The sequence below is a fragment of the Enterobacter cloacae complex sp. P43RS genome, from assembly GCF_014930585.1.
GTDB lineage: Bacteria > Pseudomonadota > Gammaproteobacteria > Enterobacterales > Enterobacteriaceae > Enterobacter > Enterobacter bugandensis.
This window is the reverse complement of the sequence record NZ_JADBRJ010000002.1, coordinates 71,680-95,562: the sequence shown is the minus strand read 5'-3', so window position 1 is coordinate 95,562 and position 23,883 is coordinate 71,680. Positions and strand designations below refer to the sequence as shown.

The following is a 23,883-nucleotide window of genomic DNA, read 5'->3' as shown; positions in this document are numbered from 1 at the left end:
TTCCTTATTTTGTAAATGGGCGGGTCAGTAACCCGACAGGGCCGGTGGTGTACCAGCGACGGTTGCCGCGACTGCGTGAATCACGACCGACAGCCTGGGTCAGGCGGTCAAGGATAATGGCGAGGATCACAATTCCGACGCCGCCGACGGTCGCCAGCCCCATATCAAGACGGCCAATACCGCGCAGCACCATCTGGCCGAGACCGCCAACGGCGATCATCGAGGCGATCACCACCATGGACAGTGCCAGCATCAGCGTCTGGTTAACGCCCGCCATAATGGTCGGCATCGCCAGCGGAAGCTGAACCTTAAACAGCATCTGACGCGGGCTGGCGCCGAACGAGCGCGAGGCCTCAATCAGATCCGCCGGCACCTGGTTAATCCCCAGGATCGTCAGGCGAATAATCGGCGGCAGGGCGAAGATAATGGTCACCACCACGCCCGGCACGTTACCGATGCCGAACAGCATCACGATAGGCACCAGATAGACGAACGCCGGGGTGGTCTGCATCGCATCCAGCAGGGGACGAATAATCTTCGCCGCTCGCGGGCTGCGCGCCAGCCAGATCCCCATCGGCAGGCCGATGACAATGCAGAAGAGCAGGGCGGTCAGCACCAGCGCCAGGGTAATCATCGCCTGAGACCACGCGCCAATCGCGCCGATGGCAATCAGGGAGATCAGCGTGGCGACGCCCATACCTGCGCTACCGAACTGCCATGCGATCAGCGAGAACAGGATTATCGCCACGGGCGCAGGCATGCCCAACATCAGCTGCTGGAAGCCGTTCAGGATGTAATCCACCGGGATGCGGATCCCCTGGAACACCGGGCGGAAATGGGTAACGACCCAGTCGATCCCCTCTGTCACCCAGCTGTCCAGCGGGATCAGCGTCTTGTGGAACGGATCCATAATATTGAAATGCTCTGGCGCAGGCGCGGGTGCGCTGTTGAGCCAGTCCGCTGCGCCGCCGCCGTCGGCAGGTGCGGGCGTGGAACCCCACGCATCGGCAGATTGCGCCGCGCTGTCCGCAGCTTCAGTGGTACCCCATGGGTTTGATTGATCAGCCATTGTTTGCCCCCTCGCGATCTAAAGCCTGTAGCAGCATCCGTTTTGAGATGATGCCAACGTACTGTTGTTCTTCACCGACAACCGGCACGGCGCAAGGCGCCTGACCCACGTGAGAGAGCAACTCGCTAAGCGGCGTTTCGGCATCCACGGCAAGCGGAGCGTCAATCAACGCCGCATCGATTCCCTGGTTTTCGCTCAGGGCGTTTTTCAGAGAGTCGATGGAGACAACGCCGACAAATTTATTGCCGCGTTCAACCAGATAACCGTATTCACGGTCTTCATCCTGCAACAGCTTCAGCGCGGAGCGCGGGCCGAAGCCTGGCGTTTTTCGAATAATGCCGTTTGGCGTTCGGCGGGCAATATCTTTCGCGCTAAATACCTGGCTAATATCCACGCCGCGGAAGAAGGTACGCACGTAATCATTCGCCGGATTATTCAGAATTTCATCCGGCGTGCCGACCTGCACCACTTCGCCATTTTGCATAATGGCAATGCGGTCGCCAATACGCATGGCTTCATCCAGATCGTGAGAAATAAAGACAATGGTGCGCTGGTGTTTGGCCTGTAATTTTACCAGTTCATCCTGCATCTCGGTGCGAATTAAAGGATCGAGGGCGGAGAAGGCTTCATCCATTAATAAAATGTCTGGATTAATGGCTAATGCGCGGGCTAATCCTACGCGCTGACGCATCCCGCCCGAAAGCTCGTCCGGGTACGCATGTGCATAATTTTCCAGCCCAACCTGACGCAGGGCGTCCATCGCTTTTTCCTGCCGTTCCTGCGCGGGCGTACCGGCTAATTCCATGCCGAAGGCGGTATTATCCAGCACCGTCATGTGCGGCATCAGCGCGAATGACTGGAATACCATCGCAATCTTCTTTCTGCGCACCTCGCGAAGCTCAGCGTCTGATATTCTGGCGATATCCACGCCATCAATCAGCACCTGTCCGCGGGTGGGTTCAATCAGGCGATTGAGAAGGCGAACCATAGTGGATTTACCCGAACCGGATAATCCCATGATGACAAAAATCTCGCCTTCTTCAATGGCCAGACTGGCGTCTTTAACGCCAAGCGACAGCCCGGTTTTTTCCAGAATTTGCTCTTTCGAAAGGCCTTTCTCAATATATTTGAATGCGCGCTGCGGGTGCTCGCCAAATATTTTATAAAGATTTTTCACTTCTAATTTAATTGCCATGCAATAGAGAGTGTCCTGTTATTTGTTTATGTCGATATGATTACCATGGTAAATTGTTAACGGGCATAACCCTAACATACTGAGAATCTGAGACAACCCTGAGTTGGCCTGACGCCGGAATTTTGTTGCAAGCGAAACGGCTGAATTTCCCATGAATAAAGGGCTGAGGGCGGTTTGAATTTTTCTCAATTTTTTGCTGCTGCGTTGGGAAATTCGCCTGAATCGGTGTGATTCAGGCGAATATGACGGGTAAATTACAGTGTAGTGCCTGGTGAAATAGTGGTATGGAAATAATGAGATTTATATTTAATTAATGAACGTTAATTCATACATTAAAAATCCCAATCCTCATCTTCTGTCTCCACCGCTTTACCCATCACGTACGACGATCCGGACCCGGAGAAGAAATCGTGGTTTTCGTCCGCATTGGGCGACAGCGCCGCGAGGATCGCCGGGTTTACCTCCGCCATCTCCGGCGGGAAAAGCGCGTCGTAGCCCAGGTTCATCAGCGCTTTGTTCGCGTTGTAGCAGAGAAACGCTTTCACGTCCTCTTCCCAGCCCGTTCCGGCGTACAGCTCTTCGGTATAGCTCAACTCGTTGTCATACAGATCCATCAGCAAATCGAGGGCGAAACCTTTGAGTTCCTCGCGTTTTTCCGGGCTGACTTTCTCCAGCCCTTTCTGATACTTATAGCCGATGTAATACCCGTGCACCGCCTCGTCACGGATAATGAGGCGAATCAAATCGGCGGTGTTGGTGAGCTTGCCCCGGCTCGACCAGTACATGGGCAGCCAGAAGCCGGAATAGAAGAGGAAGGATTCCAGGAACACGCTGGCGATCTTCTTCTTCAGCGGCTCGTCGGCGCGGTAATACTCCAGCACCAGCTCCGCCTTGCGCTGTAATGACGCGCTCTCTTCGCTCCAGGCGTAGGCCGCATCCACGTCTTTGGTCTGGCACAGCGTCGAGAAAATCGAGCTGTAGGAGCGGGCGTGCACCGCCTCCATAAAGCTGATGTTCGACATCACCGCCTCTTCGTGCGGCGTCAGCGCGTCGCTCATCAGCGCGGGCGCACCGACGGTATTCTGAATAGTGTCCAGCAGCGTCAGACCGGTAAAGACGCGGATCGTCAGCTGCTGTTCGGCGTGGCTCAGCGTCTGCCAGGCTGGAATATCATTGGAGAGCGGCACCTTTTCCGGCAGCCAGAAGTTGCTGGTCAGGCGGTTCCACACCTCCAGGTCTTTATCGTCCTGAATCTTGTTCCAGTTAACGGCACTCACGCGTGACAGTTTCATCCTTTCTCCTTACAGCGCGCAGGACACGCAGCCTTCGATTTCGGTGCCTTCCAGCGCAAGCTGGCGCAGGCGAATGTAGTACAGCGTTTTGATGCCTTTCTTCCAGGCGTAAATCTGCGCTTTGTTGATATCCCGCGTGGTGGCGGTGTCCGGGAAGAAGAGCGTCAGCGACAGCCCCTGATCCACGTGTTTTGTCGCCTCGGCGTAGGTATCAATGATTTTTTCCGGGCCGATCTCGTACGCGTCCTGGTACAGAGCCAGGTTCTCATTGGTCATAAACGGGGCAGGGTAGTAGACGCGTCCGGTTTTGCCTTCCTTACGAATTTCAATCTTCGACACGATCGGGTGAATGCTCGACGTGGCGTGGTTGATGTAGGAAATCGAACCGGTTGGCGGTACCGCCTGCAGGTTCTGGTTATAAATGCCGTAGCGCATCACGTCGTCGCGCAGCTGCTGCCACATCTCGCGCGTCGGCAGGGTAATGCCGGCGCGGTCAAACAGCGCGCGCACTTTTTCGGTTTTCGGCTGCCAGTCGCCTTCCAGATACTGGCTGAAATACGCCCCGCTGGCGTAGCGCGACTGCTCAAAGCCTGCGAACCGCTGGTTGCGCTCGCGCGCCAGCATCATTGAGGTATGCAGCGCATGCCAGGTGACGGTGTAGAAATAGAGATTCGTGAAATCCAGCCCTTCCGGGCTGCCGTAGGCGATGCCTTCCCGTGCCAGATAGCCGTGCAGGTTCATCTGTCCCAGGCCGATGGCGTGCGACGTGGCGTTGCCCGCCTCAATGGACGGCACGCTGCGGATGTGGCTCATGTCCGATACCGCCGTCAGCCCGCGAACGGCGGTCTCCACCGTGCGGCCAAAATCCGGCGAATCCATGGTGTGGGCAATATTGAGCGACCCGAGGTTGCAGGAGATATCTTTGCCGATCTCCGCGTAGTCCAGGTTTTCGTCGTAAGCGGAGGCGCTGTTGACCTGCAAAATTTCCGAGCACAGGTTGCTCATGTTGATGCGCCCGGCAATCGGGTTGGCGCGGTTAACCGTATCCTCGTACATGATGTACGGATAGCCGGATTCAAACTGAATTTCCGCAAGCGTCTGGAAGAAATCGCGGGCGTTGATGTATTTCTTGCGGATGCGATCGTCTGCAACCAGCTCGTCATAAAGCTCGCTTATCGCCACGTCGCCAAACGCTTTGCCGTAGATCCGCTCCACGTCATATGGCGAGAAGAGCGCCATATCGGCATTCTCTTTGGCCAGCTTAAACGTGATATCCGGGATCGTCACGCCGAGCGACAGGGTTTTGATGCGGATTTTTTCGTCGGCGTTTTCGCGCTTGGTATCGAGAAAACGCAGGATGTCCGGGTGGTGCGCGTGCAGGTAAACCGCCCCCGCCCCCTGGCGCGCGCCAAGCTGGTTGGCATAGGAAAACGCATCTTCCAGCATCTTCATCACCGGGATGACGCCGGAAGACTGGTTTTCGATGCGTTTGATCGGCGCGCCCGCTTCCCGCAGGTTCGAGAGCAGAAACGCCACGCCGCCGCCGCGTTTGGAAAGCTGCAGCGCCGAGTTCACCGCACGGCCAATCGACTCCATATTGTCTTCGATGCGCAGCAGGAAGCAGGAGACCAGCTCGCCGCGCTGGGCCTTGCCGCAGTTGAGGAAGGTGGGCGTAGCGGGCTGGAAGCGGCCGGAGAGGATCTCCTCCGTCAGCCGTTCAGCCAGCGCTTCATCGCCCTGGGCCAGCGTCAGGGCCACCATCACGGTGCGATCTTCAAAGCTTTCCAGGTAGCGTTTGCCGTCGAAGGTTTTCAGGGTGTAGCTGGTGTAATACTTCCATGCGCCAAGAAACGTCTGGAAGCGAAAACCGCTGGCGTGCGCACGTTCAAACAGTCTTACCACGAAGGGACGATCGTAGCGGGCCAGGACGCGCTCCTCGTAGTAGCCCTCGTTAACCAGATAGTCGAGACGTTCATTCTGGCTTGAAAACGTCACGCTGTTGGGCCGCACGTGGGCGGCGAAAAAAGCCTCTACCGCCTCGCGATCTTTGCCAAACTGAATGCGCCCCTCCCGGTCATAGAGGTTAAGCATCGCGTTTAATGCGTGGTAGTCCGGCGTCGCCTGAATTACCCGTTCTGCGGTTGTCGTTGCCAAAATTCGTTCACTCCTTTACGCACGTTTTCTACGTCCTGCTGTGTCCCCATCAGTTCAAAACGATAGAGATACGGCACGCCGCATTTTTGAGAGATGACATCCCCGGCGCGGCCAAAGGCATCGCCAAAATTACGATTGCCCGCCGCGATCACGCCCCGAATCAGTACCCGGTTATGAGGATCGTTCAGAAAGCGGATCACCTGGCGGGGTACTGCTCCTGCCGTACCGCCGCCGCCATAGCTGGGCACCACCAGAATGTAAGGTTCGTCTACCTGAATGCGCTCCCGCTCGTTGAGCGGAATACGCACCGCAGGCAGCCCGAGGCGCTCAATAAAGCGCAGCGTGTTTTCTGAGCTGCTGGAGAAGAAGACCAGCCCACTCATGCACGCGTGGCCTGAGCGCTCAGGCGGTTAATCATGTCCGGGCGAAAGCCAGACCAGCTGGTATCACCGGCAACCACCACCGGAAGCTGACGAAATCCCTGTTCGCGCAGGGTATCCGCAGCATCGGGCACCAGGTCGATATTTACCATCTCAAACGCCACGCCGCGGCTTTCCATCGCCCGTTTGGTGGCGTGGCACTGAACACAATCGTTACGAGTGTAAATAATAATGCTCATGATTCGTATTTCCATTTAGAATGAGAAAACGGCGCGAGTTAACGCGTCATAGAGTGTGTGTCTTTCTAAAGAGAATACTAGATGTAGTTGATAAAAGATTCAACCATACAAGATATGGGAAATTCAGATTAATATTGCCCTGATGATGAGCACAGCGGGGCAGGGCGGGCTGTACGGGTTTTTCAGGCTTACAGGCATAAAAAAGCCCCGGTGCCTGAGGCTACCGGGGTTGAGAATGCGGGCTTACTTACGCAGGCTGAGCAGGGCTCCGACAAAAATGCCGACCGCCGCGACGGTTCCCAGCGTACACAGTGGTTTTTCACGTACGAAGGTCGTAGCACAGCTTGCCATGTCGCAGGCCGCCTGCGTAGCGCGTGAACGTCCGTTCATACGGGCGCGGGTTTCACGGAGCAGAGACTGAGCCTTACGTTTCGCAGCATCTGCTTCATCCTTCGCATCCGATCCCCAGGATTTCAGCACTTCCTCAAGCGTGTCCGCTAATTGGCTGACATCATTACGAATATCCTGCGCGTCGTCGTTAATATCGTTTCGGTTCGGTCTGTTAAACATACGATCCTCCGTAATTTTGTGTTCCCGTTTAGTTTAGTTCAGAAATTTAATATCTGAAGCGCGTCACGCGTTATCCGCCAGTTTATGGACTATTCTGAAAGCCCTGCTAATGCTGATTACTGTAAGGTTGCCGGGCAGGAAAAGATAACGAGGAAAAGATATGTATTTACGACCTGACGAGGTGGCACGCGTTCTTGAAAAAGAGGGATTCACCATGGATGAGGTGACGCCAAAAGCGTATGGATATCGCCGCGGCGAGAATTATGTTTATGTTAATCGTGAAGCCAGGATGGGACGTACCGCTCTCATTATTCACCCGACGCTGAAAGACAGAAGTCTGTCATTTGCTGAGCCTGCCTCGGATATTAAAACCTGCGACCACTATCAGCAATTTCCGCTCTATTTAGGCGGTGAACGGCATGAGCATTATGGTATTCCGCACGGTTTCAGTTCGCGTATGGCGCTGGAGCGGTTTCTGAAGGGACTGTTTGGCGACGTACAGTAAATCTGCGACTGGCTTTCGCCAGTCGCTTCACATTACGCTTTTACCTGGCCGTACTGGCTGACCTTAAACAGGCGGCGGCAGTAGTCGAGGAAATAGCCGTATACCGCACCCATCAGCATTGATACCACGATATTCGAACTGACCGCTGCGGCGATCTGGTGCCAGTCCGCGCCCACTGTCAGGAGAATAGCCACGTAGACCGGCGACTGGAACGTGACGTACGCCAGCACGTCGGCAAGATTTTTCATCCAGCCCGCCGGGCTGATGCGGCGCGCGAAACGCATAACGGCATCGCGGTATAGCCCGTAAGGCCATGCGATAATAATATTGACCGGGATCGCCACCAGACGAGAAGAAAGTGACTGCTCGAAGGTCATTCCGGAGAGGAATATTTCAATCAGCATGTTCACAACGGAACAGTAGATAACCATCGCGAAAGTATCCGCCACCGCGTGGCGCAGGCGAGATTGCGGCGAGAACATGTCTGAACTCCTTGAGAAGAACGCAGTGGAATCGGTTTTCCTTCAGCGGCTAGTGCTTTAGGTTGGTTTGTTTGAGGTGTATAGCGTATATCTCTATGTTTGAACTAACAACTAGTGATTAATTTTTATTTACTCGCCTTTTGTCCACAAAATTCTCTAAAATTGGTTGTTTTTTATCCGGTTCGTTATAATCTGTCTCATCAAATGTTTTACTTATATAAATCAGTGGGTTAGATGTTTTGCTTTTGACTCAGAAATCCACTCCCCTGATGATAGCGCAGTATGCTGTGATTTGGATTAAAGTTGACCATTTATATTGATTCGGTGATTAGATCTACGTGTTTCCCGCCAATGCTATGCGCTATTATTAACGGCGATATTTAAATATATTTACATTTATGCCCGTTTGGACCTTTGGGTAGATATTTCAACTGAAATGAATTATTCTTGGGGCGATTTATCTATTTACCCCAAAGAAAAGGTTTTCAATAATATGTCTTTGACGTTACAGAATCTTAATAATATCCGAACCCTGCGCGCGATGGCGCGAGAATTAACCCTGGACGTTCTTGAGGAAATGCTGGAAAAGGTCAGGGTCGTTACTGAAGAAAAACGCAATGAGCTGGCGGAATTAGAGCAGCAGCGCGCTGAACAGCAGGAAAAAATTAATAACCTGCTGGAACTGATGAAAGCCGATGGTATTTCTCCGACTGACCTGCTGGGTTCAGAACTGGCGCAGGCGGGTAAACCGACTAAAAAGCGTAAACCGCGTGAAGCGAAATATCGCTTTATTGACCAGAACGGTGAAGAAAAAACGTGGACCGGCCAGGGCCGCACGCCGAAGCCTATTGCCAGCGCACTGGCAGAGGGTAAATCACTGGATGATTTTCTGATCTAATACGTGGACCGGGCGGAACAAGCCGCCCGGTTGTCTGTTCAGCAGACGCCGAAATCACCTTCTTCGGTATACGGCGCCAAATCGGCCGCTTTCAGCGTATATTTCTCGCCTTGTTCATTGCTGGCCTGTACCGCCACCACGTTTTCACCGTTCACTTCGAGCACTTTCAGCTTTGGGCCGCCTTTTAGCGGTTGCACATAATCACCGACAGAAAACATATAACCTCCTCTTCGTTTTAGCGATCTTCACCTTAGCCGACGTCTGAAGCCGGGTACAGCGTAATTCATTGATTACTGCTTATGAGGTATGACGGTTCCACGGCATCACTTTCAGCAACCGTGCCATACCACAAAAACCTGTCACACCGGCGAACAGCAGCCCGGCACCGACGAAACCGCTCAGCAGGAAAAAGCCGCTGGAGACGCTATAACCCAGCACCACGCCGCAGAGGATTAGCAGCCCGGCGGCAATTTGTACCTGCCGCATCAGCGGGAGCGGCTGGGATTTATCTTCAACGGTCAGCAGCCCGGCCTGCTTCCAGCCCTGAATGCCCCCCTCAACCACGAAGGCCTGAGCTGGCAACGCTGCCTGCGCAAGACGCGCAGCATTGTTTGATGTCCGTGTCCCGGACTGACAGTGGAAAATCACCGTTTCACCAGGGGCAGCGTTGAGCCCGCCGGGTAAAGAATCCAGCGGTATGGAGCGTGCTGCCGGAATATGCTCGCGGGCATACTCATCGGGATCGCGAATATCAATCAGTTTTGCGCCTTCTTTAATAAGCGCGTTCGCCTGCTGTGGCGAAATAAGAGAAAGAGACATGGTGTTTCCTTACGGTCAATTTATGGGTAGTAGAACATTTAAGGAAGGGCTTAAGCCAGTGTAAAGAGGGTAAAGGCAGGTAAAAGCGCGAGAGACGAATGGCAGTAACCCGTAAACTGGCTATGCTTAGAGAAATGTCTCTTTTTAATTTTCAATTGGTTAGCTTGCACGGAGTGATTATGGGTTTTTGGCGCGTTGTTTTTACGATTATTCTCCCGCCGCTGGGCGTGCTGCTTGGCAAGGGACTGGGCTGGGCGTTTATTCTGAACATCCTTCTGACCATCCTGGGTTACTTCCCGGGCCTTATCCACGCGTTTTGGGTGCAGACGAAAAACTAAGCACGCCACAGTAAATCACTGTATATACCGGTTAATACGCCTTCCGGGCCAAACTGCTGTTTGATCCAGCGCGTCACCTGGCCGGTCGCCGCATGCTGCGTGGCGAGCAGCATGCGCGAGTCCTGACGCGGATTGTTAATACGCCGCGTGATGAGCAGACCGTCTTCCATCGCTTCTCTTGCCATGTATTCCGGCAAAAAGCCAATCCCTTCCCCCAGAATCTGGCACTGGCATTTGGTGTTGAAATCCGGCACCAGAATCGCCTCCTGCCCGTGCAGCAGCCAGCCGACCTTCTTGTTGATAGTATGCGCGGTATCTTCCACCATGATGTTGGGGTACAGGCGCAACTGGCTCTCCGCTATCGGTTCGGGAACAAAGGCGAGGGGATGTTCCGGCGCGATGGCAAACACCCAGCGAATGGCGCCAATTTCGGTGTAATCAATCCCGCCGCCGTCCAGCAGCGTATCCGGCGCGCCAATCGCGATGTTGGCCTGATTGTTGATGATCGAATCCCAGACGCCGTTATACACCTCGGTCGTCACCGTGATCTGGCAGGTGGGAAACTGCTTTTTCAGCACCTGCAGCAAACGCGCGGTATGGCGCGGCGTATACAAGAGCTGATTAATGCAGATGCGCACTCGCGCCTCGATGCCCTGCGAAATGGTATCAATCCCGCGCTTGATGGCGTGGAAGTCGTTCAGCAGGTCGGTGGCCTTACGGTAAAAATAAAACCCGGACTCCGTCAGCTCGATGCTGCGCGTGTTGCGCACAAACAGCACCACGTCCAGCCCGGTCTCCATGCGCTTAATGGTGTAGCTAATGGCGGAGGTCGTCACGCCCAGCTCGGCGGCGGCTTTGCTGAAGCTGCCGAAGCGTGCCGCGGTGGTGAAGGCCAGCAGGTTCTCTTCGGTAAAGATGGAATTCATATCACAGCATCCTCAGCCATCAGTTTTGAACATATTTTAACAGCGCCGTTACATCATATTTGAAGTGTGTCACAGTTCTGACTATTTACGCGGAGCCGCGTCCTGCAAGGCTTTTACAACCATAAGGATAATGCTGCCTGAGGCGCTAAAAAACGGTAAACCATAAGAAAAAGGTTGCACAGACGCACGTTTTAGCTTGACTGTTGAATTTAACTCAACAATGAATTGCGTGTCGATGAATCATTTTTAAGCGGATTCTTTTGTGACCAGGCTGTTGCTATTCTCAGGTCATCAGAAGTGAAACATTGGGAGACTGAATATGTCTGCAAACGCACTCGTTACGGAATTTCTGCTGGCGGCAGAAGAGGGCAACATCGACGCGCTAAAAGCCTGCCTGGATAACGGCGTGGATATTAACGCCACCAACCGCCAGAAAAGAACCGCCATTATTATTGCCAGCCTGAAAAAGCATTACGCCTGCGTGGAATTTTTAATTGCCGCCGGCGCGGATATTGATAAACAGGACCAGACCTGTTTTAACCCCTTCCTGATAAGCTGCCTGACTAATGATTTAACCCTGCTGCGCATCGTTCTTCCGGCGAATCCGGATCTCGACCGTCTGACGCGCTTCGGCGGCGTGGGCATTACCCCTGCCAGTGAAAAAGGCCACGTTGAAATCGTGCGCGAGCTGCTGGAAAAAACCGATATTAACGTCAACCACACTAACTTTGTCGGCTGGACGCCGCTGCTGGAAGCCATCGTGCTGAATGACGGCGGCGCAAAGCAGCAGGAAATTGTGAAGCTGCTGCTGGATCACGGCGCGAATCCGCACATGACCGATAAATACGGCAAAACCCCGCTCGAACTGGCGCGGGAAAAAGGCTTCGATGCAATAGCCGACCTGCTGCTGGCGGCGGGCGCATAACGCATTCGGCCAGCCACGTCCGGCTGGCCGTTAATTCAAACAGTATTTTTACCGACGTGCATTCTGCGCGACGGCGGCCCCCTTTTATCCGTATTCAGGAGAAAACAATGCCAACCAAAATCGTCATAAAAAAGAACACGTATTTCGATTCGGTTTCCTTAATGTCGGTTTCCACCAAAGCCAATAAATTGCCGGGCGTCGAACAGGCGTTTGTGGCAATGGCGACGGAAATGAATAAAGGCGTTCTGAAAAATCTCGGGCTGCTCACGCCGGAATTGGCGGAAGCCAAAAATGGCGACCTCATGATCGTGATTAAAGGCGACGCAGCGAACGATGAAACGCTGGCGGAAATAGAAGCTTTATTTACCCATAAAGCGAGCGGCGGCACCCATGAAGCACGCTACGCGACGATTGCCAGCGCCAAAACTCATCGCCCGGACAGCAACCTGGCGGTCATTTCCGTCAACGGCACCTTTGCCGCCCGCGAAGCGCGTCAGGCGCTGGAAAACGATCTTAACGTGATGCTGTTCTCCGATAACGTGTCGCTCGACGACGAGCTGGCGCTGAAGCTGCTGGCGCATGAGAAAGGGCTGCTGATGATGGGGCCTGACTGCGGAACCGCCATCATCAACGGTGCGGGGCTGTGCTTCGCCAACGCGGTGCGTCGCGGGCCGATTGGGATTGTTGGCGCCTCCGGCACCGGCAGCCAGGAGCTGAGCGTGCGCATTCACGAGTTCGGCGGCGGCGTGTCGCAGCTGATCGGCACCGGAGGGCGCGATCTCAGCGAGAAAATCGGCGGCCTGATGATGCTCGACGCCATCGACATGCTTGAGGCGGATGAGGTCACTCAGGTGATTGCGCTCATCTCCAAGCCACCTGCGCCAGCGGTGGCAGAAAAGGTGCTGGCCCGCGCCAGAGCCTGCCGCAAGCCGGTGGTTGTTTGCTTCCTCGGCCGCAGCGAACCGCCCGCCGATGAAGACGGCCTGCAGTTTGCGCGTGGCACCAAAGAAGCGGCGCTGAAGGCGGTGCTGCTTACCGGCATTAAAAAAGAGTCCCTGGATCTGCATCCGCTCAACTGGCCTTTGATTGAAGAGGTGCGCGCCCGCCTGACCCCGCAGCAGAAGTACATTCGCGGCCTGTTCTGTGGCGGCACCCTGTGCGACGAAGCGATGTTTGCCGCGCTGGAGAAGTTCGACGATGCCTGGAGCAATATCCAGCCCGATCCGGCTAAGCGCCTGAAGGACATCAGCGTCAGCCAGGCCCACACCTTCCTTGACTTCGGTGACGACGACTTCACCAACGGCAAACCGCACCCAATGATCGACCCGACCAACCGCATCAGCCGCCTGCTACAGGAGGCGCGCGATCCGCAGGTGGGCGTCATCGTGATGGACTTCGTGCTCGGCTTTGGCGCACACGAGGATCCGGTGGGGGTGATGATCGACGCGATCAAAGAGGCGCAGGCGATCGCGAAGGCCGATAACCGTCCGCTGGAGATCCTCGGCTACGTGCTCGGCACCGACCAGGATCCGCAGTCGCTGGCGCAGCAGTGCCAGCGGCTGACCGACGCAGGCGTCATCTGGGCCAGCAGCAGCACCAACACCGGATTACTGGCACGCGAATTTGTCTGCAAAGGGGAGAAAGCATAATGACCACTTTATTCAACCAGCCGCTTAACGTCATTAACGTCGGCATTGCAATGTTCAGCGAAGACCTCAAAAAGCAGCACGTTCCCGTGACCCAGCTCGACTGGACGCCGCCGGGGCAGGGCAACATGCAGGTGGTGGAAGCGCTCGACCAGCTGGCGGAAAAACCATTGGCGGAGAAGATCGCCGCCGCGAACAAAATCGCCCTTGAGCGCATTATCCAGTCCCATCCGGTGCTGGTGGGCTATGACCAGGCAATTAACGTAGTGCCGGGCATGACCCGCACCACCATTCTGCACGCCGGTCCGCCCGTCGCATGGGAAAACATGTGCGGCGCGATGAAGGGCGCGGTTACCGGTGCGCTGGTATTTGAAGGGCTGGCAACGGATCTGGAGGATGCCGCAAGGCTGGCGGCTTCCGGGGAGATCACCTTCTCGCCGTGCCACGAGCACGACTGCGTGGGCTCCATGGCGGGCGTCACCTCCGCGTCAATGTTTATGCACATTGTTGAGAACAAAACCTACGGCAACCGCGCCTTCACCAACCTCAGCGAGCAGATGGCGAAGATCCTGCGTATGGGCGCTAACGACCAGAGCGTGATCGACCGCCTGAACTGGATGCGCGACGTGCTCGGTCCGATGCTGCGCGACGCGATGAATATCATCGGCGAAATCGACCTGCGCCTGATGCTGGCCCAGGCGCTGCACATGGGCGACGAGTGCCACAACCGCAACAACGCCGGCACCACGCTGCTGATCCAGGCGCTGACGCCGGGGCTGATTCAGGCGGGCTACCCGGTGGAGCAGCAGCGCGAGGTGTTTGAGTTTGTCGCCAGCAGCGACTACTTCTCCGGCCCGACGTGGATGGCGATGTGTAAAGCCGCGCTGGATGCCGCTCACGGCATTGAATATAGCACCGTGGTTACCACCATGGCGCGCAACGGCTACGAGTTCGGCCTGCGCGTTTCCGGCCTGCCGGGACAGTGGTTCACCGGCCCGGCGCAGCAGGTGATTGGCCCGATGTTCGCAGGCTATAAGCCGGAAGACTCCGGGCTGGATATTGGCGACAGCGCCATCACCGAAACCTACGGCATCGGCGGCTTTGCGATGGCGACGGCACCGGCCATCGTTGCGCTGGTGGGCGGCACGGTGGAGGAAGCCATCGACTTCTCGCGCCAGATGCGCGAAATCACCCTCGGCGAGAACCCGAACGTCACCATTCCGCTGCTGTCGTTTATGGGCATTCCAACCGCCATCGACATCACCAGAGTGGCGGGCAGCGGCATTCTGCCGGTGATCAACACCGCCATTGCCCACAAAGACGCGGGTATCGGCATGATTGGGGCGGGCATCGTTCACCCGCCGTTTAGCTGTTTTGAAAAGGCGCTGTTGACCTTCCGCGATCGCTACGTTCTATAAGGTATGCATCCATGAAAAACATGAAACTGGAGTGGAAAAGAGGTGACTGGGCGGCCTATTTCGGGTTGATGACCAACAACCTGACTAATTTGCTGACCATGATGGGGCTGCTCATTTTTGTCGTCGGCATCCCGAAGGAGATTGTTTATGGACGCATCGCGCCGGCCTTCGGGCTGGCGGTGCTGGTAGCGAGCTTATGCTACACATGGTTTGGCCTGCAAATGGCGCGCGCCACCGGACGTACGGACGTCACCGCGCTGCCGTCCGGCCCCAGCGCACCCTCGATTTTTACCGTGACCTTCCTGGTCCTGATGCCCGTCTACCAGCAAACCGGCGATGCGGATTTCGCGATTCAGATTGGCCTGGTGTGGTGCTTTGTGGAAGCGATGATCCTCGCGGGCGGCTCGTTCCTGGGTGAGACCATCCGCAAGATGATCCCGCGTACCGTGCTGCTGTCGTGCCTGTCCGGTCTTGGCCTGCTGCTGCTGGCGATGAACCCGATGTTGCAGGCGTTCGAAGCGCCCACCGTGTCGTTCATCGTTCTGCTGCTGATCTTCATTAACTGGTTCGGTAAAAAGCCGATTTTCGCCAAAATCCCGACCGGCCTGCTGCTGCTGATTGCCGGAACGGCGCTGGCGTGGATTTCCGGACTGCAAAGCCCGGATGCCATTAAGGCGTCCATGTCATCCTTCGGCTTTAACCCGCCGGAAGTGCACGTGGACAGCTTTATGCAGGGCCTGCCGCACGCGCTGCCTTATCTGGCGTCCGCCGTACCGCTGGGGCTGGCGAACTACATCTTTGACCTGGAGAACATCGAAAGCGCCCACGCAGCGGGGGATGAGTACCCGACCCGCAAGGTGATGCTGGCGAACGGCCTGGCTTCCATGCTCGGCTGCCTGATGGGCAACCCGTTCCCGGTCACGGTCTACGTGGGCCATCCCGGCTGGAAGGCGATGGGGGCGAGCATCGGCTACACGCTGGCGTCCGGCGTGACCATGTTCATCGTGCCGCTGTTCGGGCTGGGGGCGTTTATGCTCGCCATCATACCGATGACCGCTATCGTGCCGATTCTGGTGTTTATCGGCGTCGTCACCGCCAACCAGGTGGTGCGGGAAACCCCCAAAGTAGAGGTGCCCGTCATCTTTATCTGCCTGTTCCCGTGGATCGCTAACTGGGCGCTGACCATGATGAACAGCGTGATGAGCGCGGCGGGAACCAGCGCGGCGAAAATTGGCACCGACGTGCTGCACAGCAAAGGGATCTACTACGAGGGGCTGATGCACCTCGGCAACGGTGCGCCGCTCGCCAGCATGCTCTGGGGCTGTATCGCTATCTTCGCCATCATTAACAAACCGCTGCGCGGGGCCGTCGCCGCCGCAGGAGGCGCCCTGCTGGCGTTGTTTGGCGTGATCCACGCGCCAGTGGTGGGCTTTGCCGAGGGCAGTTCCCTGATGTTCGTCACGGCCTACCTGATGATGGGTGGCATGTTTGTGGTGAAGCATTTCCTCGACAGCCGCGAAGTTGCGAGCGCTGAAGTTACTGTTGCGAAGGAAAACGTATGAAAGAGCTAATGGTCGTCGCCATCGGCGGCAACAGCATTATCAAAGACAACGCCAGCCAGTCGGTTGAACATCAGGCGCAGGCGGTCAAAGCGGTGGCCGAGTCGGTGCTCGAAATGCTGGCCTCCGACTATGACATCGTCCTCACCCACGGCAACGGCCCGCAGGTGGGGCTGGATCTGCGCCGCGCCGAGATCGCTCACGAGCGGGAAGGGCTGCCGCTGACCCCGCTGGCAAACTGCGTGGCGGATACCCAGGGCGGTATCGGCTATCTGATCCAGCAGGCGCTCAACAACCGCCTGGCGGCGCGTGGCGAGCAAAAGGCGGTCACGGTCGTCACCCAGGTGGAGGTGGATAAAAACGATCCCGGCTTTACGCACCCGACAAAACCGATCGGCGCGTTCTTCAGCGAGGCGCAGCGCGACGAGCTACAGCTCGCGCACCCGGACTGGCATTTTGTCGAGGATTCAGGCCGGGGCTATCGCCGCGTGGTGGCCTCGCCCCAGCCGCTGCGCATCGTCGAGGCGGATGCGATTAAGGCGCTAACGCAGAAAGGTTTTGTGGTCATCGGCGCGGGCGGCGGAGGCATTCCCGTGGTGCGCAGCGAGCAAGGGGATTATCAGAGCGTGGATGCGGTTATCGATAAAGATCTCTCCACCGCGCTGCTGGCCCGTGAGATTTGCGCCGACGTGCTGGTGATAACCACCGGCGTGGAGAAAGTCTGCGTTAACTTCGGCAAGCCAGACCAGCAGGCGCTGGACACCGTCAGCGTGGCGCAGATGACGCGCTACATGGACGAAGGCCACTTCCCGGCGGGCAGCATGCTGCCCAAAATCGTCGCCTCGCTGGCATTTTTACGCCACGGCGGCAGGCGCGTGATCATTACCTCGCCGGACCGCCTGCCCGCGGCGCTGCGCGGTGAAACGGGTACCCACATTGTTAATGAAGGAAGATAAGATGAGTGAAAACAAAAGCCGCCGCGAGTTTATCAGCCAGAGCGGCAAAATAGTCACCGCCTGCGCGCTGTTTGGCGCCACCGGCTCCGTCGCGTATGCTGCCGACTCTGCAAAGGCAACCTGCGAGACGGGGAAACCGATGAACATCACTGCAAAACATTACTATCTGGACAACGTGCTGCTGGAGGCCGGGTTCAACTTCGAGGGCAGAGTGGCGACGAGCACCCGCACCGAGCTGAAAACGCTGGAGATTAAAGACGGGAAAATTGTCGCCCTGCGCGATAACGGCAGCCACGCCGACGCGACCCTGCCGCACTACGACGCGGGTAAAAAGCTGATGCTTCCGGCGATGCGCGACATGCACATTCACCTGGATAAAACCTTCTACGGCGGCCCGTGGCGCTCCCTGAACCGTCCGGCGGGCACCACCATTCAGGACATGATCCGCCTGGAGCAGAAGCTGCTGCCGGAGTTACAGCCCTACACGCAAGAACGCGCCGAAAAGCTGATCGACCTGATCCAGTCCAAAGGGTCCACCATCGCCCGCAGCCACTGCAATATTGAGCCGGTTTCCGGCCTGAAAAACCTGGAAAATTTGCAGGCGGTGCTGGCGCGCCGCAGCGCAGGTTTTGACTGCGAAATCGTTGCCTTCCCGCAGCACGGCCTGCTGCTCTCCAACTCTGAAAAGCTGATGCGCGAGGCGATGCAGGCGGGGGCGCACTACGTAGGCGGGCTGGACCCAACCAGCGTTGACGGCGCGATGGAGAAATCGCTCGATACTATGTTCCAGATTGCGCTGGATTACGACAAAGGGGTGGATATTCACCTCCATGAAACCAGCCCGGCGGGCGTGGCGGCGGTGAACTACATGGTGGAAACCGTGGAGAAAACGCCGGAGCTGAAGGGGAAGCTGACCATCAGCCACGCCTTCGCGCTGGCGACGCTCAACGAGCAGCAGGTGGATGAGATTGCCACCCGCATGGCGGCGCAGCAGGTGACCATCGCCTCCACCGTGCCGATTGGCACCCTGCACATGCCGCTGAAGCAACTGCGGGAGAAGGGCGTGTTTGTTATGACCGGCACCGACAGCGTGATCGACCACTGGTCGCCGTACGGTCTGGGGGACATGCTGGAGAAAGCCAATCTGTACGCCCAGCTCTATATTCGTCCGAACGAGCAGACGCTCTCCCGCGCGCTCGGCATCGCCACCGGCGACGTGCTGCCGCTGAACGATAAAGGTGAACGCGTATGGCCGAAAGCGCAGGACGACGCCAGCTTTGTGCTGGTGGACGCCTCCTGTTCCGCCGAGGCCGTGGCGCGCATTTCTCCGCGTACCGCGACGTTCCACAAGGGGAATCTCGTCTGGGGCACGGTCGCCTGACGCCACGATGGGGTATCGCTACAGGTGATACCCCGACAATCGCAACTCCCGATCAATCCACTCGACGAACTGCTGGATCTTCCACGCGCGTTCGTTCATGTGCGGCATCACCAGATGATGCGCGTTAATGGCGATTCCCATCTCATCCGGCAGCACCTGTACCAGCGAGCCATCCTTCAGGTGATCGGTAGCCATCATTTTGCTCTCCAGAATAAACCCCAGCCCCATGCGCGCCGCTTCAAAGCTCATATAGGAACGGTCGAAGCTGAGGCTGAAATTGAGCCAGGGCCTGTCGATATTGTGCCAGGCGAACCATTTTTCCCAGTTCACCAGAGTGCTGGTGGAGGAGATAAGCGACTGTTGCAGCAGATCGGCGGGCGTGCTGATGGGATGCTCTTCTGCATAGCCCGGCGAGGCCAATACTACCAGCGTGTCGTTTTTAATGGTCATCACCCGGTAAGCATCCCAGTCCGGAATACCATGACGGATATCAATGTCGATATTATCTCTGGCGAACTGCAGGTTCTCATAGGAGCAGGTGAGATTGATGGTGATATCAGGATATTCGGCGCGGAATCTGCCCAGACGGCGCAACAGCCATGACAGTCCGAAGGTGGGGGAAGAGTGCACGCGAAGCACAGCATTGTCTTTTTCTTTCACGATCTGATCGGTGGCGCGCCCAATGGCGCTCATCGCCGCCGAGACCTCCCGCAAATATTTTTCTCCCGTCGGGGTGAGTTGAACCCCTTTGCCGCTGCGGATAAATAATTTCTTGCCCAGCCACGATTCCAGCGACGCGATCTGGTGGCTTACCGCCGAAGGCGTGACGTTGAGCTGTTCCGCCGCCTGATGGATGCTCAGGGCGTTAGCAACGGCGATAAACGCCTGCAAATTTCTGAGCGAGGGCAGCGATAACGTCTGGCGATCCTGCGCGGACATGGCCTACTCCTTACACGATAATTGATAAAAAACATAACATTGAGACTGCGAGCGGGCAATTTTATCCTGATGTTATTTTTTTGAGCTGTATCGCGAATCAAATTTATCTCAGCAATAAATGAGCTTTATTGAATGGCGTTTCATGGGTGAGCCGATATATTGACGTTGAACGCAATAATAAAACGACTCACGGTGTTCGAATAATGAGGTAAGTTATGTCTCGTATAGAACAAGCTGTCCCCTACATAAAGACTAAAAAAACCAATTACCGTTTCGTTGTGCTGGCATTAATTTTTATTGTTTATGCTATTAACTATGCTGACCGAACAAATATTGGTGCGGTACTGCCGTTTATCATTGACGAATTTCATATCAATAATTTCGAAGCCGGTGCCATCGCCAGCATGTTTTTTTTGGGATACGCCCTGAGCCAAATTCCTGCGGGCTTTTTTATTGCCAAAAAGGGAATTCGCGGCATGGTGGCACTGTCGATATTCGGCTTCTCTGCCTTTACCTGGCTGATGGGCACCGCAACCTCGGTTCTGGGCCTGAAGTGTATCCGCCTGGGGCTAGGGTTAACAGAGGGGCCGTGCCCGGTTGGGCTGGCCTCCACCATCAATAACTGGTTTCCGCCAAAGGAGAAGGCCACGGCCACGGGCGTCTACATCGCCGCCACCATGTTCGCGCCCATCCTCGTGCCGCCGCTGGCCGTGTGGATCGCCATGACCTGGGGCTGGCGCTGGGTCTTCTTCTCCTTTGCGATCCCAGGATTGGTCATTGCCGTCCTGTGGTATCTGCTGGTACGCACGAAGCCGTCCGAGAGCGCATTCGTCTCTAAAGCGGAGCTGGAGACCATTACCGCCGGTCAGGAGACGCCGGACGCCAGACGTGAAAACATCGTGATTTCACCGGGCTTTGCACGCCTCGATCGGCTGATCCGCGTGCGGGAGTTAGCCCCGGTAAGCACGGTGAAAGGGCTGTTTACCTCGAAGAATATTCTCGGCGACTGCCTGGCCTATTTTATGATGGTCAGCGTGCTGTACGGACTGTTGACGTGGATCCCGCTCTATCTGGTGAAAGAGAAAGGCTTTACGTTTATGAGCATGGGGCTGGTCGCCAGCATGCCGTGCATCGGTGGATTTATCGGTGCGATTTTTGGCGGCTACGTCTCAGACAAACTGCTCGGCCGCCGACGTAAACCGACCATGATGTTTACCGCCATCAGCACCGTTTTAATGATGGTCATTATGCTGAATATTCCGCAAAGCACCGTGGCGGTTTGCGTCGGACTATTTTTTGTCGGTCTCTGTCTGAATATTGGCTGGCCCGCTTTTACAGCTTATGGCATGGCTGTTGCGGACAGTAAAACCTATCCCATTGCCGCGTCCATCATCAATAGCGGCGGTAATCTCGGCGGATTTGTTTCCCCGATGCTGGCAGGTTATCTGCTGGATAAAACAGGTAGTTTTAATTCCGTGTTTATTTATTTCGGTATTTGCGCAGCCATTGGCTTAATTATGATTATGCTGCTGGAAGAGCCGAAATAAATCATTAAATCTCTCTTGTCCGAATGGAGTAAATATATGCTACTGAAAAATAAAGTCGCCGTTATTACCGGCGCGGCTTCCGTACGCGGTTTGGGTTTCGCTACGGCGAAATTATATGCCGAACAGGGTGCGAAAGTGGTGATTATCGATTTAAACGCTGAAGCCAGCCGGGTTGCCGCCGCGAGTCTGGGTGACGAACATCTGGGCCTTGCGGCGAACGTCAGCAATGAATTACAGGTTAATGCCGCCATTGAGCAGGTGCTGGGGAAATACGGGCGCATCGATATTCTGGTGAATAACGCCGGCATTACTCAGCCGATCAAGCTGATGGATATCAAACGCGAAAATTACGATGCGGTGCTTGACGTCAGCCTGCGCGGCACGCTGCTAATGTCCCAGGCGGTTATTCCCACTATGCGCGCGCAAAAGTCGGGCAGCATCGTCTGCATTTCATCGGTATCGGCCCAGCGCGGCGGCGGCATCTTCGGCGGCCCACACTACAGCGCTGCAAAAGCGGGTGTGCTGGGACTGGCAAAAGCCATGGCGCGTGAACTGGGGCCCGACAATGTGCGGGTAAACTGCATCACGCCGGGTCTTATCCAGACGGACATCACCGCAGGCAAGCTGAGCGATGAGATGAAAACGTCCATTCTGGCGGGCATTCCGCTTAACCGCCTCGGAGACGCGCAGGATATTGCCCGCGCCGCGCTGTTCCTCGGCAGCGACCTCTCTTCTTACTCCACCGGTATCACGCTCGACGTGAACGGCGGGATGCTGATCCATTAAGGAGATACGACGATGACGGATACCACAGTTCAACAGGTTGCCGCCGCGGCCTGGCGCATTCGCCGCTACGCGCTGCGCATGGGCGAAGTGCAGGGGCAGGGCTACATCGGGCAGGCGCTGGGCTATGCCGATGTGCTGGCCACCGCGTTTACCCACGGAATGAACCTTAAGCCGGGCGAGCCGGAGTGGGAAGGGCGTGACCGTTTTCTGCTCTCCCACGGCCATTACGCCATTGCCTGTTATGCGGCCCTGATTGAAGCCGGGATCGTTCCTGAAGAGGAGCTGGAGACCTACGGTGCGGACGACAGCCGCCTGCCGATGTCCGGTATGGCAACCTACACGCCAGGTATGGAGATCTCTGGCGGTTCGCTGGGGCAGGGCTTAAGCATTGGCGTTGGCATGGCGCTGGGGCTGAAGCACAAGCAGAGCGCGGCATGGGTCGTTAACTCCATGTCGGACGGCGAGCTGGACGAAGGGTCAACCTGGGAAGCGGCGATGTCGGCGGCACATCACGGCCTGTCGAACCTGATCGTGCTGGTGGACATTAACCGCCAGCAGGCGGATGGCAACTCGCACGCGATCCTCGGCTTTGAGCCGCTGGAGGATAAATGGACCTCCTTCGGCTGGTACGTGCAGCGCGTGAACGGCAACGATGTTCCTGCGCTGGTGACGGCGTTTGATAACGCCAAACGCTACCCGGAAAACCAGCCGCGCGTCATTTTGTGCGACACGATGATGGGCAAGGGCGTGCCGTTCCTCGAAAGGCGTGACAAGAACCATTTTATTCGCGTGGATGCTGACGAGTGGCAAAAGGCACTCGCCGTGCTGGATGCCAACAAACCTGAAGGAGTGCTGTAATGAGCCAGACCACGGAGAAAAAACCGCGTTTAACCACGTCGGCGATGATTGCCTCTATCGCGGAAGAGGGCCAGGAGACGCGCGCCGCACCGTTCGGTCACGCGCTGGTGAAGCTGGCGGAACAGCGACCGGAGATCGTCGGCATGACGGCGGATCTGTCGAAGTACACCGATCTACACATTTTTGCCCAGGCCTACCCGGAACGCTTCTTCCAGATGGGCATGGCCGAACAGCTGTTAATGGGGGCCGCGGGCGGTATGGCGAAAGAGGGCTTTATTCCTTTCGCCACAACCTATGCCGTCTTCGCTACCCGCCGCGCCTACGACTTTATCCATCAGGTGATTGCTGAAGAGCACCTGAACGTGAAGATCTGCGCGGCGCTGCCGGGGCTAACCACCGGTTACGGGCCGAGCCACCAGGCGACGGAAGATATTGCGATTATGCGCGGTATTCCGGGCATGACGATTATCGATCCCTGTGACGCAATCGACACGGAACAGGCGGTGCCGGCGATGGCAGCGCACGATGGCCCTGTCTATATGCGCCTGCTGCGCGGCAAGGTGCCGGTGGTGCTGGACCAGTACAACTACCAGTTTAAGATTGGCAAAGCTGCGCTGCTGGAAGAGGGGAGCGATGTCCTGATCGTCGCCTCAGGCCTGATGACCATGCGTGCGCTGGGGGCGGCGAAGCAGCTGCGTAAGGATAACGTCAGCGTGGCGGTGCTGCACTCGCCCACCATTAAGCCGCTGGACGAAGAGACGATCCTGGCGCAGGCCGCGAAGCCGGGACGGCTGGTCATCGTGGCGGAAAACCACAGCAGCGTAGGCGGGTTGTGCGAAGCCGTCGCGTCGCTGTTGATGCGCAACCGCGTGAACGTGGATTTCGATACCGTCGCGCTGCCGGACGCGTTCCTTGATGCGGGCGCGTTGCCCACCCTCCATGACCGTTACGGGATTTCAACCACAGCCATGGTGGAGAAAATCCGGCGCAGGCTGTGATTT

The 23,883-nt window shown here is 56.5% G+C and carries 25 protein-coding genes; 13 read left to right on the top strand and 12 right to left on the bottom strand.

The window, feature by feature from the left end:
• Positions 1-4: 4 nt before the first annotated feature.
• From proW to IM294_RS04245, 7 genes are all read right to left on the bottom strand, one after another.
• On the bottom strand, positions 5-1,069 hold the full coding sequence (gene proW, locus IM294_RS04275; RefSeq protein WP_028014178.1) for a glycine betaine/L-proline ABC transporter permease ProW: 1,065 nt from the start codon (positions 1,067-1,069) through the stop codon (positions 5-7).
• Positions 1,062-2,264 (bottom strand): glycine betaine/L-proline ABC transporter ATP-binding protein ProV, encoded by a 1,203-nt coding sequence (gene proV, locus IM294_RS04270; RefSeq protein WP_126344974.1) that lies wholly within the window; start codon positions 2,262-2,264, stop codon positions 1,062-1,064. Before proV ends, proW begins: the two co-directional genes overlap by 8 nt.
• A 332-nt stretch (positions 2,265-2,596) precedes the next feature.
• On the bottom strand, positions 2,597-3,556 hold the full coding sequence (gene nrdF / locus IM294_RS04265) for a class 1b ribonucleoside-diphosphate reductase subunit beta (RefSeq protein ID WP_045260892.1): 960 nt from the start codon (positions 3,554-3,556) through the stop codon (positions 2,597-2,599).
• A 9-nt stretch (positions 3,557-3,565) separates the two neighbouring features.
• Positions 3,566-5,710, bottom strand: a complete 2,145-nt coding sequence (nrdE, locus tag IM294_RS04260) for a class 1b ribonucleoside-diphosphate reductase subunit alpha (RefSeq protein ID WP_059358057.1) — start codon at positions 5,708-5,710, stop codon at positions 3,566-3,568.
• Positions 5,683-6,093: a class Ib ribonucleoside-diphosphate reductase assembly flavoprotein NrdI gene (nrdI, locus tag IM294_RS04255; protein WP_041908531.1), complete on the bottom strand. Its 411-nt coding sequence runs from the start codon at positions 6,091-6,093 to the stop codon at positions 5,683-5,685. Before nrdI ends, nrdE begins: the two co-directional genes overlap by 28 nt.
• Entirely contained in the window at positions 6,090-6,329 is a 240-nt protein-coding gene (gene nrdH / locus IM294_RS04250) for a glutaredoxin-like protein NrdH (RefSeq protein ID WP_041908533.1), read from the bottom strand. Before nrdH ends, nrdI begins: the two co-directional genes overlap by 4 nt.
• Before the next feature lie 243 nt (positions 6,330-6,572).
• Complete coding sequence (locus IM294_RS04245; protein ID WP_023308924.1) at positions 6,573-6,899, bottom strand: DUF883 domain-containing protein; 327 nt, start codon at positions 6,897-6,899, stop codon at positions 6,573-6,575.
• A 160-nt stretch (positions 6,900-7,059) separates the two neighbouring features.
• On the opposite strand from IM294_RS04245, the gene IM294_RS04240 reads away from it, so the two are divergent.
• Positions 7,060-7,404, top strand: a complete 345-nt coding sequence (locus tag IM294_RS04240) for a DUF2002 family protein (protein ID WP_023308923.1) — start codon at positions 7,060-7,062, stop codon at positions 7,402-7,404.
• A gap of 32 nt (positions 7,405-7,436) precedes the next feature.
• Here the strand turns inward: IM294_RS04240 and alaE are convergent, their stop codons facing one another.
• Positions 7,437-7,886, bottom strand: coding sequence for an L-alanine exporter AlaE (gene alaE / locus IM294_RS04235; protein ID WP_126817331.1), 450 nt, complete (start codon positions 7,884-7,886; stop codon positions 7,437-7,439).
• A 493-nt stretch (positions 7,887-8,379) separates the two neighbouring features.
• Between alaE and stpA the strand changes: the two genes are divergently transcribed.
• Positions 8,380-8,784, top strand: a complete 405-nt coding sequence (stpA, locus tag IM294_RS04230) for a DNA-binding protein StpA (protein ID WP_048959573.1) — start codon at positions 8,380-8,382, stop codon at positions 8,782-8,784.
• 38 nt (positions 8,785-8,822) lie between these two features.
• On the opposite strand, the gene IM294_RS04225 is transcribed toward stpA, so the two are convergent.
• Together IM294_RS04225 and IM294_RS04220 are read right to left on the bottom strand one after the other, a co-directional pair.
• Positions 8,823-9,002 (bottom strand): hypothetical protein, encoded by a 180-nt coding sequence (locus IM294_RS04225; RefSeq protein WP_028014170.1) that lies wholly within the window; start codon positions 9,000-9,002, stop codon positions 8,823-8,825.
• 79 nt (positions 9,003-9,081) lie between these two features.
• Complete coding sequence (locus tag IM294_RS04220; protein ID WP_028014169.1) at positions 9,082-9,603, bottom strand: rhodanese family protein; 522 nt, start codon at positions 9,601-9,603, stop codon at positions 9,082-9,084.
• 179 nt (positions 9,604-9,782) lie between these two features.
• Here IM294_RS04220 and IM294_RS04215 point away from each other — a divergent pair, with 179 nt between their 5' ends.
• Complete coding sequence (locus IM294_RS04215; RefSeq protein WP_032644909.1) at positions 9,783-9,941, top strand: YqaE/Pmp3 family membrane protein; 159 nt, start codon at positions 9,783-9,785, stop codon at positions 9,939-9,941.
• On the opposite strand, the gene IM294_RS04210 is transcribed toward IM294_RS04215, so the two are convergent.
• Positions 9,938-10,867 (bottom strand): LysR substrate-binding domain-containing protein, encoded by a 930-nt coding sequence (locus tag IM294_RS04210; RefSeq protein ID WP_028014168.1) that lies wholly within the window; start codon positions 10,865-10,867, stop codon positions 9,938-9,940. The two genes, IM294_RS04215 and IM294_RS04210, sit on opposite strands and share 4 nt — an antisense overlap.
• A gap of 319 nt (positions 10,868-11,186) precedes the next feature.
• Between IM294_RS04210 and IM294_RS04205 the strand changes: the two genes are divergently transcribed.
• The 6 genes from IM294_RS04205 (at position 11,187) to IM294_RS04180 (ending at position 18,752) form a co-directional block, all read left to right on the top strand.
• Positions 11,187-11,792, top strand: a complete 606-nt coding sequence (locus tag IM294_RS04205) for an ankyrin repeat domain-containing protein (protein WP_041908539.1) — start codon at positions 11,187-11,189, stop codon at positions 11,790-11,792.
• Positions 11,793-11,899: 107 nt separating this feature from the next.
• Complete coding sequence (gene fdrA, locus IM294_RS04200; RefSeq protein WP_126817333.1) at positions 11,900-13,441, top strand: acyl-CoA synthetase FdrA; 1,542 nt, start codon at positions 11,900-11,902, stop codon at positions 13,439-13,441.
• Entirely contained in the window at positions 13,441-14,856 is a 1,416-nt protein-coding gene (locus IM294_RS04195; RefSeq protein WP_185860336.1) for a DUF1116 domain-containing protein, read from the top strand. The genes fdrA and IM294_RS04195 overlap by 1 nt, the downstream gene beginning before the upstream one ends.
• 11 nt (positions 14,857-14,867) lie before the next feature.
• Positions 14,868-16,418, top strand: coding sequence for a hypothetical protein (locus IM294_RS04190; RefSeq protein ID WP_045260886.1), 1,551 nt, complete (start codon positions 14,868-14,870; stop codon positions 16,416-16,418).
• Entirely contained in the window at positions 16,415-17,371 is a 957-nt protein-coding gene (locus tag IM294_RS04185; protein WP_126817335.1) for a carbamate kinase family protein, read from the top strand. The genes IM294_RS04190 and IM294_RS04185 overlap by 4 nt, the downstream gene beginning before the upstream one ends.
• 1 nt (position 17,372) lies before the next feature.
• Positions 17,373-18,752: an amidohydrolase family protein gene (locus tag IM294_RS04180; protein ID WP_126817337.1), complete on the top strand. Its 1,380-nt coding sequence runs from the start codon at positions 17,373-17,375 to the stop codon at positions 18,750-18,752.
• An 18-nt stretch (positions 18,753-18,770) separates the two neighbouring features.
• Here the strand turns inward: IM294_RS04180 and IM294_RS04175 are convergent, their stop codons facing one another.
• Positions 18,771-19,691, bottom strand: coding sequence for a LysR substrate-binding domain-containing protein (locus IM294_RS04175; protein ID WP_028014161.1), 921 nt, complete (start codon positions 19,689-19,691; stop codon positions 18,771-18,773).
• 215 nt (positions 19,692-19,906) lie between these two features.
• Between IM294_RS04175 and IM294_RS04170 the strand changes: the two genes are divergently transcribed.
• The 4 genes from IM294_RS04170 to IM294_RS04155 are packed head-to-tail and all read left to right on the top strand — an operon-like array spanning position 19,907 to position 23,880.
• A complete protein-coding gene (locus tag IM294_RS04170; RefSeq protein WP_041908551.1) occupies positions 19,907-21,238 on the top strand; it encodes an MFS transporter in 1,332 nt (443 codons plus the stop codon).
• A gap of 36 nt (positions 21,239-21,274) precedes the next feature.
• Entirely contained in the window at positions 21,275-22,024 is a 750-nt protein-coding gene (locus tag IM294_RS04165; protein ID WP_126817339.1) for an SDR family NAD(P)-dependent oxidoreductase, read from the top strand.
• Positions 22,025-22,036: 12 nt separating this feature from the next.
• Entirely contained in the window at positions 22,037-22,882 is an 846-nt protein-coding gene (locus IM294_RS04160; RefSeq protein WP_126817341.1) for a transketolase, read from the top strand.
• Entirely contained in the window at positions 22,882-23,880 is a 999-nt protein-coding gene (locus IM294_RS04155; protein ID WP_126817343.1) for a transketolase family protein, read from the top strand. The genes IM294_RS04160 and IM294_RS04155 overlap by 1 nt, the downstream gene beginning before the upstream one ends.
• Positions 23,881-23,883: the final 3 nt, after the last annotated feature.